Origin of the sequence: Burkholderia sp. MSMB0856 (genome assembly GCF_001524645.2) — a bacterium.
In the GTDB taxonomy this organism is placed as follows: domain Bacteria; phylum Pseudomonadota; class Gammaproteobacteria; order Burkholderiales; family Burkholderiaceae; genus Burkholderia; species Burkholderia diffusa.
In genome coordinates, this window is sequence record NZ_CP013428.1 from 104568 (window position 1) to 115646 (window position 11079).

The 11079-nt window shown below is 67.1% G+C and carries 11 protein-coding genes; 2 read left to right on the forward strand and 9 right to left on the reverse strand.

Features of this window, described 5'->3' with window-relative positions; genetic code table 11:
* The first annotated feature begins 22 nt into the window (after window positions 1-22).
* Window positions 23-907 carry a LysR substrate-binding domain-containing protein gene (locus WS87_RS18055; RefSeq protein WP_059818373.1) on the forward strand — a complete coding sequence of 295 codons (885 nt, stop codon included), beginning with the start codon at window positions 23-25 and terminating at the stop codon, window positions 905-907.
* A 29-nt stretch (window positions 908-936) separates the two neighbouring features.
* Here WS87_RS18055 and dbpA read toward each other — a convergent pair whose 3' ends face one another.
* The 7 genes from dbpA to WS87_RS18090 form a co-directional block, all read right to left on the reverse strand.
* Window positions 937-2334, reverse strand: coding sequence for an ATP-dependent RNA helicase DbpA (gene dbpA, locus WS87_RS18060; RefSeq protein ID WP_059818374.1), 1398 nt, complete (start codon window positions 2332-2334; stop codon window positions 937-939).
* 1 nt (window position 2335) lies between these two features.
* A complete protein-coding gene (locus WS87_RS18065) occupies window positions 2336-2533 on the reverse strand; it encodes a hypothetical protein (protein WP_059818388.1) in 198 nt (65 codons plus the stop codon).
* Between the two features lie 338 nt (window positions 2534-2871).
* Window positions 2872-4512: a malate dehydrogenase (quinone) gene (gene mqo / locus WS87_RS18070; protein ID WP_059818375.1), complete on the reverse strand. Its 1641-nt coding sequence runs from the start codon at window positions 4510-4512 to the stop codon at window positions 2872-2874.
* Window positions 4513-5033: 521 nt separating this feature from the next.
* Window positions 5034-5345, reverse strand: coding sequence for a hypothetical protein (locus tag WS87_RS18075; protein ID WP_059818389.1), 312 nt, complete (start codon window positions 5343-5345; stop codon window positions 5034-5036).
* A 125-nt stretch (window positions 5346-5470) separates the two neighbouring features.
* A complete protein-coding gene (locus WS87_RS18080; RefSeq protein WP_059818376.1) occupies window positions 5471-6346 on the reverse strand; it encodes a mechanosensitive ion channel family protein in 876 nt (291 codons plus the stop codon).
* 368 nt (window positions 6347-6714) lie between these two features.
* Window positions 6715-7449, reverse strand: a complete 735-nt coding sequence (locus WS87_RS18085; protein WP_059533653.1) for a fucose-binding lectin II — start codon at window positions 7447-7449, stop codon at window positions 6715-6717.
* A gap of 121 nt (window positions 7450-7570) precedes the next feature.
* Window positions 7571-7960 carry a fucose-binding lectin II gene (locus WS87_RS18090; RefSeq protein WP_057926312.1) on the reverse strand — a complete coding sequence of 130 codons (390 nt, stop codon included), beginning with the start codon at window positions 7958-7960 and terminating at the stop codon, window positions 7571-7573.
* A gap of 454 nt (window positions 7961-8414) precedes the next feature.
* Between WS87_RS18090 and WS87_RS18095 the strand changes: the two genes are divergently transcribed.
* The gene (locus WS87_RS18095) at window positions 8415-8819 is read left to right on the forward strand and encodes a hypothetical protein (RefSeq protein WP_059818377.1); all 405 of its coding nucleotides are present in this window, start codon (window positions 8415-8417) and stop codon (window positions 8817-8819) included.
* Between the two features lie 106 nt (window positions 8820-8925).
* Here the strand turns inward: WS87_RS18095 and WS87_RS18100 are convergent, their stop codons facing one another.
* Both WS87_RS18100 and WS87_RS18105 read right to left on the reverse strand, forming a co-directional pair.
* Window positions 8926-9735, reverse strand: a complete 810-nt coding sequence (locus tag WS87_RS18100) for a TlpA family protein disulfide reductase (protein WP_059818378.1) — start codon at window positions 9733-9735, stop codon at window positions 8926-8928.
* A gap of 229 nt (window positions 9736-9964) precedes the next feature.
* Complete coding sequence (locus tag WS87_RS18105) at window positions 9965-10978, reverse strand: hypothetical protein (RefSeq protein ID WP_059818379.1); 1014 nt, start codon at window positions 10976-10978, stop codon at window positions 9965-9967.
* Window positions 10979-11079: the final 101 nt, after the last annotated feature.

An 11079-nucleotide genomic window follows, 5' to 3' on the forward strand; every position in this document is an offset into this window, starting at 1 on the left:
TTACGAGTGATCAATCGACGTCATGGACCTTCGCCATTTGCGCTACTTTCTCGCGGTTGCCGAAGAAGGGCATTTCGGCCGGGCGGCGGAACGGCTGCATATCGTGCAGCCTGCGTTGAGCGCGCAGATCCGCGCGCTCGAGGAGGAGCTGGGCGCCACGCTGTTCGAGCGCACCACCCGCAAGGTGCTGCTGACCGACGCGGGCCGGTTGCTCGTCACCGAAGCGCGGCACACGCTCGAGCAGGCCGAGCGCGCGAAGACGGTGGTGCAGCGTGCCGCACGCGGTGAGACGGGCGTGGTGCGGATCGGCTTCGTCGGCAACGCGGTCGCGACGGGGCGGCTGTCCGACGATCTGATCGCGTTTCACGCGGCATGGCCGGAGGTGACGCTCGACCTGCACGAAATGGCGCCGGCCGCGCAGCAGGAGGCGATCCTGGCGGGCCGGCTCGACATCGGCTATTGCCCGGCCTTCGGCGCGGCGTTCGACCCGAAACTGGCCGTGCGGACGGTCGGCAGCTGGGCGTGGGACGTGATGATGAGCGACCGGCATGCGCTCGCGAAGCGGCGCGCGGTGAGCGTCGCGGCGCTGGCGGACGAGCCGTTCATTTTCTATGCGGCCGACGGCGACGACGAAGGGCAGCTGGCGATCCTGCGGCGGGTGCTAGGCCGGGCGCCGCGCATCGCGCACAAGGTGAGCAGCACGCTGTCCGTGCTGGCGTTGACGGGGGCCGGCCTCGGCGTGGCGCTGGTGCCGGCGCCGCTCAGCCGGATCGCGGCGCCGAACATCGTGTACCGGAAACTCGCGGGCGACGTGCCGGGCTCCGAACTCGTCGCGCTGAGCCGGATCGGCGGGGAATGGGGAGCGGTACGGCAATATCTGGCGATGCTGGGCGGGTGCGCCGCGTAAGCGTCGCGGCCCGCGCCGGCATCACCGCGTCATTCCTCGTCCATCAACCGGACCTTGACTCGCTTGCCCTTGATCTTCCCCGTATTGAGCTTGCGCAGCGCGTCGCGCGCGACGCCGCGCTCGATCGCGACATAGGTCGAGAACTCGGTCACGTTGATCTTGCCGATCTGCTTGCCGTCGAACCCCGCGTCGCCGGTCAGCGCGCCGAGCACGTCGCCCGGGCGGATCTTGTCCTTGCGGCCGCCGAGAATCTGCAGCGTTTCCATCGGCGGCAGCAGCGTGTCGTTACCGGCCGGCTTCAGTTCCGCGAGCGGATGCCATTCGACGTCGCGCTTCTGCGCCTGCTCGATCGCGCCGACGCGGCCCATCTCGTCCATGCTGGCGAGGCTCAGCGCCCAGCCTTCCTGGTCCGCGCGGCCGGTGCGGCCGATGCGGTGCACGTGCACTTCGGGGTCGGGCGTCACGTCGACGTTGATCACCGCCTCCAGCTGTGCGATGTCGAGCCCGCGCGCGGCCACGTCGGTCGCGACCAGCACCGAGCAACTGCGGTTCGCGAACTGGATCAGCACCTGGTCGCGTTCGCGCTGTTCGAGCTCGCCGTGCAGCGCGAGCGCGTGGAAGCCCTGCGCGTGCAGCACGTCGAGCAGGTCGCGGCATTGCTGCTTGGTGTTGCAGAACGCGATCGTGCTCACCGGCCGGTAGTGGTTCAGCAACTGGCCGACCGCGTGCAGCCGCTCGGTTTCCGTCACTTCGTAGAAGCGCTGGCGGATCTTGCTGTCGTCGTGGCGCTCTTCGAGCTTCACTTCCTTCGGATTGCGCAGGAACTGCTGGCTCAGCTTCGCGATGCCGTCCGGATAGGTCGCCGAGAACAGCAGCGTCTGGCGCGACGTCGGGCACATCCGCGCGACCTTCGCGATGTCGTCGAAGAAGCCCATGTCGAGCATCCGGTCGGCTTCGTCGAGCACGAGCGTGTTCAGCGCATCGAGCTTCAGGTTGCCGCGGTCGAGGTGATCCATGATGCGGCCCGGCGTGCCCACGACGATATGCGCGCCGTGCTCGAGGCTCTGCGCCTGCGGCCGCATCGGCGTGCCGCCGCACAGCGTCAGCACCTTCACGTTTTCCTCGGCGCGCGCGAGGCGGCGCACTTCCTGCGCGACCTGGTCGGCGAGCTCGCGCGTCGGGCACAGGATCATTGCCTGCACGTCGAAGCGGCGCGCGTCGAGGCGCGCCAGCAGCGCGAGCGAGAACGCGGCGGTCTTGCCGCTGCCCGTCTTCGCCTGCGCGATCAGGTCCTGGCCGGCCAGCGCGATCGGCAGGCTCGCGGCCTGGATCGGCGTCATGTCGACATAGCCGAGCTGCGTGAGGTTCGCGAGCGTGGCGGGCGTCAGCGGCAGTGCGCTGAACGGCGTGGTGGTCGATTGGGTCATGTCAGGAGAGGTCTCCGAGGTAAGGGCGGCCTTCCATCTGTTCGTAGAGGACGTTCCCTTCCTCGTCCTCGAAGCGTTCGACATAGTTGCGCGCGCCGCACAGCGGGCAGCGGAACAGCAGCCCCTGGCCTTCGTCCTTGATGACGACGTCGGACGTCTCCCACTGCGTGCCGCAGCTCTGGTTTCGGCAGGTAAACACGGTCTTTCTCCAGCTGAATTCGGTTGATGGCGCGCCCGGCGGGCGCGGCAACGGCGTGCGGCGCTCGCGCGGCTCGGGCGCGGGCCGCACCGGCGGTCGCGTGGACCGCGTCGATGCGGATGGTGGATCGGGTGGCGACGGCGTCGCGCGTGCCCGCAATTCTAGCGGATGCGGGGGGCCGGCAGTGGGCGATACGGTGCGCGGACCGGCAGCGGACGAGCGTCGATGCGCGGCCGGTGAGGGCGCCGCCGACGGATGCGAGCGGTGCCGCCCGCATCCGCCATGAAAAACGGCCGCCCCGAAGGGCGGCCGTACGCGGCGAAACGGGGCCGGACGCGTTACAGCGCCATGTCGGCCGATGCCTTCGCGGGGCGCGCCGGGGCGGTGCCCGTCGCCTGCGACGGCGCCGTCAGGTCGATCTTCGGCGGCGGCGAGAGCTGCAGCACGTTGCTCGTGTAGGTCCATTCCTCGACGACCTTCGCCGGGCTGTCGTTCAGCTTCGTACCGTAGCTCGGCACGATCTGGCGGAGCTTCTGCTGCCATTCGGGCGTCGCGACCTTGTCCTTGAACACCTTCTGCATCAGGTTCAGCATGATCGGCGCGGCCGTCGACGCGCCCGGCGATGCGCCGAGCAGGCCCGCGATGCTGCCGTCCTGCGAGCTGACGATCTCGGTGCCGAGTTTCAGCACGCCGCCCTTCTTCGGGTCGCGCTTGATGATCTGCACGCGCTGGCCGGCCTGCCACAGGCGCCAGTCTTCCTTCTTCGCGTCCGGGAAATATTCCTTCAGCGCGTTGAAGCGGTCGTCGTCGGACAGCATCAGCTGGCCGGCGAGGTACTGGACGAGCGGGAATTCGTCGACGCCCACGCGCATCATCGGCGCGACGTTGTGCAGGTTGGTGCTCTTCGCGAGGTCGAAGTACGAGCCGTTCTTCAGGAACTTGGTCGAGAACGTCGCGAACGGCCCGAACAGGATGATCTTCTTGCCGTCGATGATGCGCGTGTCGAGGTGCGGCACCGACATCGGCGGCGAGCCGACCGACGCCTTGCCGTACGCCTTCGCGAGGTGGCGCTTCACGACCTCGGGGTTGTCGGTCACGAGGAACGACCCGCCGACCGGGAACGCGCCGTAATCCTTCGCCTCGGGGATGCCCGACGCCTGCAGCAGGTGCAGCGCACCGCCGCCCGCGCCGATGAACACGAATTTCGCGTCGACGGCCTGCGGCGGTTCATCCGAATGCAGCTTCACCCACGACACGTGCCACGTGCCGTCCGCGTTGCGCGAGATCTCGCGCACTTCGCTCGACAGCGACAGCGTGAAGTTCGGCTGCGTCTTCAGGTAGCCGACGAACTGGCGCGTGATCTCGCCGAAGTTCACGTCGGTGCCGATCGGCGTCCACGTCGCCGCGACCTTCTGGTTGCGGTCGCGGCCTTCCATCATCAGCGGCACCCACTGCTTGATCTGGTCGTAGTCTTCCGAATACTGCATCCCGCGGAACAGCGGGCTCGCCTGCAGCGCGTCGTAGCGCTTCTTCAGGAAGCGGACGTTGTCGTCGCCCCACACGAAGCTCATGTGCGGCGTCGAGTTGATGAACGAGTGCGGATTCTTCAGCACGCCCTGCCTGACTTGCCAGGCCCAGAACTGGCGCGAGATCTGGAACGACTCGTTGATCTCGATTGCCTTCGAGATGTCGATCCTGCCGTCCGCCTTCTCCGGCGTGTAGTTCAGTTCCGCGAGCGCCGAGTGGCCGGTGCCCGCGTTGTTCCAGCCGTTCGAGCTTTCCAGCGCGACGCCGTCGAGGCGTTCGACCATCGTCATCGACCAGTCGGGCTGAAGCTCGTGCAGCCACACGCCGAGCGTCGAGCTCATGATGCCGCCGCCCACCAGCAGGACGTCGACCTTCTTCGTATCGGCGGCATGCGCGGACGACGCGACGCACAGCGCGAGCGCCGACAGTATTACCCGTAACGTTTTGATCACAGCAGATCCCTTTTTCAACTTGGATGCATCGGTTTGCCATGCCGCCCGGCCGATGCGGATTCGCGTTCGGCCCGCGCATCCGGAGATCCGGACCGCGAATCCGGAATTCCGGACCGGCCGCGTTCGCCGTTGCATTTGCGCACGCGAAGCCGTTGCGAAGGACACCTTCGGATCGACTTCATGAAGTCACGCAATCGCATGCTTCGCGGTCGTGCCGGGCGCGCGCGGGCCCGTGCCGCAGGCCTCGCCGGACGGCGCTTCAGGCCGCGTCGAAAGAGGCCGCGCGCAATGCGTTTCGCGGGGGCGGGATGGCAAGGGGCGCGTAATATAACCGAACTCGATTGCCGTGTCGCACGCGCGGAATATCCTTGTTTTCGTGGGGTTTTTTGCGTGTCCGGGTTTCCGGAGCGACGGTGCGCGGAACGGGAAGAGCGGCGGGGTCGGAACGGTCGCGACGCGCGCGATATCGATACTTCATCCGGACCGCGGCGTTGCACCGCGATCCGGTTCCGGTCACGGCATCACTTCGACGAAGCGCTCCGGCAAAACTGTTCGTACGCCTGCGCCGAATTCGCGAAGCCTTGCGCCTTCGCGAGTTCCCACGGACGCTCGCATTGCTGCGTGCGCTCGCACCATGCGTAGCCGGCCGAGCCGATGCAGCCATGCGCATCGCGATCGCCGCCGACGATCGGCGGCGCGGCCTGGGCGGTTTGCGTGTCCTGCCCGGCGACATCGGGCGGGAGAGGGGAAGCCGGCTGAGTCGCGCACGCGCCCAATGCAAGCGCGCAGGCGATCATGGCGGCAAGCGACGCGGAAGAAATGCAATGCTTCATACGGTAGCGCTCCATGGGATGAGGTTCGACAGTGGATGCCCGGGGACGGGCGCTTGAACGATTCGATCACGCATCCGGCACCGGCACGCGCGACGAGAACTTGACGTCGCGCGGCGCGATGCGCGTCACGACGCCTGCACGCGGCGGGGGTCGGCCCGGCGCTGCTGTTCGGCGTCGTGCACGATGTGCAGCTCGCGCGTGCGGATCGGCAGCGCGCAGTCCGCATCGGCAAGCGTCTTGCGCACCTGGCGCGCGAGGCGCCAGCGCATCGCCCAGAACTTGTCGGTGTGCGTCCACACGCGCATGTTCGCGATCGCCGTGCTGTCGTCGAAACGCATCACCATCACGTCCGGCGCGGGATCCTGGAGGACGTCGGGATCGGCTTCCGCCAGCGCGCGCAGTGCGTCGAGTGCACGATCGATGTCGTCGTGCACGGACACTTCCACTTCGAGATCGAGACGGCGCGTCGGATTGCGCGTGTAATTGCGGATCGCACTGCCCCACAGCGCGCTGTTCGGCACGTATTCGCAGATGCCGTCCGGCTTCGTCAGCCGCGTCATGAAGAGGCCGACCTCGTCCACCGTTCCCGCGACGCTCGAGCCGCCGTCGATGAAGTCGCCCACCTTGAACGGCCGCAGCAGCAACAGCATGATGCCGGCCGCGATGTTCTGCATCGTGCCCTGCAGCGCGAGCCCGATCGCGAGGCCGGCCGCGCCGAGCACCGCGACGACGCTCGCGGTTTCGATGCCGAGCTGCGACAGCGCGCCGACGATCGCGACGATGCGGATACCCCACGCGGCGACGTCGCAGAGGATCGGCCGTAGCGTGTCGTCGACGCGCTCCTTCTTCGCGAGCAGCCGGTTCAGCCAGTTGCCGATGCGTTTCGACAGCCACCAGCCCGCGACGAGCAGCGCGAGGGCGGCGCAGAGCCTGAGCGAGAGTGTGGACAGCGCGTTCCACAGGAACGTCCAGCGTTCCGGATGAAGATGATCGAGAAACATGACGGGATTCCGGGTTGAGGGCGGAAGGCGCGCGACGGATGCCGGCGACCGTCAATGTCGGACGGGCATGCGCTCGCGCGTCGGCAGCCCTCGACTGTACACGCCATGCGGGTTTTCGCGCGAACGCATGGGTGACGGCACGCGAATTCCGGTTTCGCGGCCAGCGCGTTGCGGCGGTGTGGTTTTCCGCGGAAACGGGCTCGTCGGATGCCCGTGCTGCGACCTCGACCGCTCGCCGCACGCGGACGCCCGGTTCGCGACGCCGGCCGCACGCGGCGCATGCGGCCGTGCCGCTCCGCGCCGGCGGGCGGCGTCGATGCGGATCGCCACGCCGGGCGGCGTGGCGAACGTCGACAGGATCGAGCTGCTTAGCCCAGCGGCCAGTTCAGGATCGCGATGCCGTCGTTGTAGTCGCCGTCCGTGCCGTCTTCCGAGCCGACCAGCCCGAAGTAGGTCTTCTTGAAGATGTCGACCTGGCGCGAGCCGATCTTCGACGGCTTGCCATTCGCCGTCACGACCACGCGCACCTTCCCCTTGCCCGAGTTCACGATCTGCGTGTTCAGGTTCGCGTCCTGCGTGCCGGCGCCCTGGAACGTCGCGGCCGGTTTCGGGTTGTCGTCGACATAGACTTCGATCGTCTGCTGTGCGGACGAATTGACCAGCGCCGTCACGCCGAACGCGATGTTCGGCGGCAGGTTGAAGATGCCGTCGCGCTCGCCGCCGCCGGCCGTCGTCGGTTCCGGCTGCGCGGGTTGCGGCGTCGCCTTCGAGAAGTAATTGACCACCGCGCCGACGCCGAACTTCGCCGCCGCGCCGGGCAGGACACCGGGCGCGCCGGCCCACGTCACCGTGCACGCGATCACCTGGCCCGCCGCATCGGCCTTCACCTTGTTCTGCCAGCTGCCGACGTCGAAGCTGTACGGGATGGTCGCGATGTCGACGAACACGTCGTATTGCGGCAGTTTTTCCACGAGCTGCGCGGTCATGAACTGACGCATCCGGTCGAGCACCGCCTGGTCGCCGTTCGCCTGTACGGCGGTTGCGTCGTTGCCGGCGAGCTGCAGCAGCGCATACAGGTCGTCGTGGGTAAAGGGTTGGGTCATGTCGTCCTCGTCTTGATGGATTGTCTTTGCGTGATGCGGCCGGCGAGCGGATGTCGCCGTGTCGTGCGCGGCGCGGCGCGCGGGACATGCCGCGCCGCGAATCTTCGTCAGCGTGCGTCCATCAGCCGATCGGCCATTGCAGCACGACGATGCCGTCGTTGTAGTCGCTGTCGTGACCGTCTTCCGACACGACGATTCCGAAGTTGACCGTGAACGGCGAGCCGTCCGATTTCTTGCCGTTGATCGGCGCGAGGCGGGCATCGGTGGCCGATGTCTTGCCGTTCACCGTCACTTCGAAGCGGAGTTTGCCGTTGCCGGAATTCAGCGTGGCTTCGCGCGGGCCGTCGCGCGTGGTCAGCTTGTGATAGGCGGCGGGCTCCTTGCTGTCGCCGATGAACAGCTTGATGTGCTGCTGCTCGGCGGCATTCGCGAAGAAAATCGCGCGGAAGTCGGTGTTCGGCGGAATCGAAAACTCGCCGGCGCGATTCGAGGACGTTTGAGAGTCAGCCATGCTTGCCTCCTGAAGGTCGGTGGATAAGGCGTTTTGTGCGTCGCGCAAACGTTTGCCGTTTCAAACGCGACGTGGCCAGCATGGCGAAAAATAAATAAAAAAATATTCGACCGGGAATGGAAATTGTCCAGAAAATCGGAGATCGAAACAGTTCGATTTAATGATGAGTGTTTAATCGAATGTGGGTCTGAATATCCGCGAAATGATTTCGCTGCGCGTCACGCTTCTTTGAATAATGAATGGGTGCGCGGACGGGAATGGCGGGGAGGATCAGGGCTTCGGCGCCCGTCGGAACGAGCTGATTTATTCCATCGATGTTGCGATGCGCTCGCCTGATACACCTGACAGGCGATTAATTTCGAGATTAGAGGTATCGTGCACGGAGCGCGCGCGCTCCATATTCGGCCGCTTTTATTCAATTGGCCCGTTGCCGGGCCCTCACGAGGACAGTGCGATGACGAAACCCGATATTCTGAAAGGCGAGATCAAGGGGCAGGCTCAGGAGGCAGACCGTCACAACCTGGCGCGGCCAGCGGTGAATGGCGCGTTGTGGGCGCGCGGCCTGACGACGCAGCGCGTGGCCGATCTGTTCAGAACCCTGCCGGGCCTCCCGGGGCACTGGATGCAGCTGCAAAACGAAGTCAACGCAGGGAATCGCTATTTCTACGGCGTCCAGAACGGTCACCAGACGACCGACGAAGGAAAGGAACTGATCCGTTGGATCGCCGACGCGGTGGTCAGCGCCGCGCAGCGGGCGGGATTCGATTTTCCGTTGCAGCAGCTTCGGTTCACGGCCGACACGGGGTGGTTGAAGCTTCAGCGTGTGTCGGGGCGCGTGATGGTGCTGTCGAGGCCGTAAGCGTGGCGGGCGGTTGTCGGCATGTCGTGGGGCGCGTCAGCCGCGGCAGCGGGAACGCGCGCGCCATCGACGATCGAGCATGGCCGCGCGCAGGCGGCCGACGGGATCACTGACCGAAGCGCTGCGCCACGGCGTCCTTCAACCGCGCGGCGGTGATCTCGCCCATGTGCGATTCGACGAGTTCGCCCTTCGCATCGAAGAACAGCGTCGTGGGCAGCCCGCGCGACCCGTACGCATGCATCGCACGCAACGGCGGATCGAGCAGCACGTTGTCGAAGCGCAGCCCCTGCTGTTCGAGGAACGCGCGCACCGCCTGCGCGTTCTCCCCCTGGTTGAGCATCAGCACCGTGATGCCGGGATGCTCCCGCTGCGCCTGTTCGAGGATCGGCATCTCGCGCCGGCAAGGCGCGCACCACGTTGCCCACAGGTTCACGACGACCGGCTTGCCGGCAAAGCGTTGCAGCAGCACGGGCGTCGAATCGAGCGCTTCGAGCTGCATCGCGGCGAACGGCGGCGCGGTGCGCTGCAGTGTCGCGAGCGTGCCTTGCGCGATACCCCATGCGGCGAGACCCGCGACGATGCCGGCTGCTACCGGGCGGCGCAGCGCGGGCAGGCGACGCAGCCGCCACACGGCGAACACCAGCGCGGCGGCGACGCCGATCCGCCAGTCGAAGCCGCCGTCGCCGAGCGCGATGATGGACCGTGGCGCCGCTGCATATTCGCGCCACCATTGCGCGACATAGCCGATGCGCGCGGCGACCAGCCCGAGCAGCAGCACGTCGAGGATCAGGCTCGACGCGGTCTTGTGCTGGCCGTCAGGCGGGCGGCGCTGGATGAAGCGGGCGACGAGCCACGCCAGCAGCGCGGCGGCGGCTACCGCGACGACGCGGATCGAGAAGGGACCGATGCTCAACATGGGAAGAAAAAAGTGCGGGGATCGTGGACCGACCGGTGAAGGCGATACCGTTGCCGGTCATGTGGCGTTTCGACCCCGCGCGACGCATGCGGGTTCCCGTCGCGAGCTCGCGACATGCGTCGCCCCGCGCGCGCGGATTACATGCCGAGTACCAGCATTCAGGATGACGTTGCTTTCGTCGAGGCTTCTCGAAGCATCAGGTCGACTGACGATCGCGCAGCACCGGTAATTACTGCCTGTTTCTGCCGGAGCCGGGCGACGCGCCGCCGAGCCGGTATGCGGTGAAGAACTCGTACCACGGCGAACCCTGACCGACCGGCACGCCGAGTGCCGACGTCCGCTGCTTCAATGCCGCGAACACGTCGTTGATACGCGCGGCCTGCGCGGCATCGCTGAACGGACGCGGCTTCGCCCTGCCGGCCGCGAATGCGCCGTAGGCGATCGCGAGCAGGCGCGCGCTGTCGTCGATCGAGAAGATCGACCCGCTGATCGCTTCGACGAAGCGCGGCCGGTCCGCTTCGCGCGACGCGGAGATGCACTGGAACACGATCGCCGACACTTCATGCAGGTCGTTCGCGCGCAGCAATGCCGGCAGGCGTGCGGCGATCCGGTCGGCCGGTTCCTCGTGCAGCGCGGCGCCGAAGTCGAGCACGGCGGCCATCGGGTTGCCGTCCTGCTGCACGCGATCGAGCGCCGATGCGGACGCGGCCGCCGCCGCTTGCGCGTCGTCGCCGGACGCGGCGCGCAGCACGTCCGCCACTTGCTGCCGCCACTCCGGAAAGATCATCCGCACGTTGCCGAACTGCTCGCCGCCTTGTGCGGCCGGATTCCAGCGATAAACGATCGTGCCGCCGTGAATGAACGGCGAATACAGATGCTCGGGCGTTTGCGGCAGCGGCCGCTGGTTGATCGGCAGCCACGCGAGCGTCAGCCAGTCGTAGCGGCCGGTGGCGGGCACCGACGGGCTCGAACTCGCGACGACCTGCCAGGTGCCGCGGTTCGCATAACGCCGGCGCGCGTCGGGCACCGCGACGGTTTGCTGTTTCGCGGTATCGAAGTAGGTCGTGCCGGTCACGTTTTCGCCGCTGTCCGGGGCCGGCGTGACGGTGGCGATGACCCAGGCTGCGCCGTCGGCCGAACGATAGTCCGACGGCTGCAGCGTGGCGACGTCGTGCACCATGCGCGTTTCGGCGGCGACGGGGCTCGGCGGAAGATGGGCGGGACCGGCGACGATACTCGGCATGGACATTCCTCGGAATCGGGTGCGTATCGACGGACGCGAACCGAACGTGAAAGTGGCTGGCGCCGCATGCCGTCTCTCGTAACTGTAGAACGCCGCCGTTG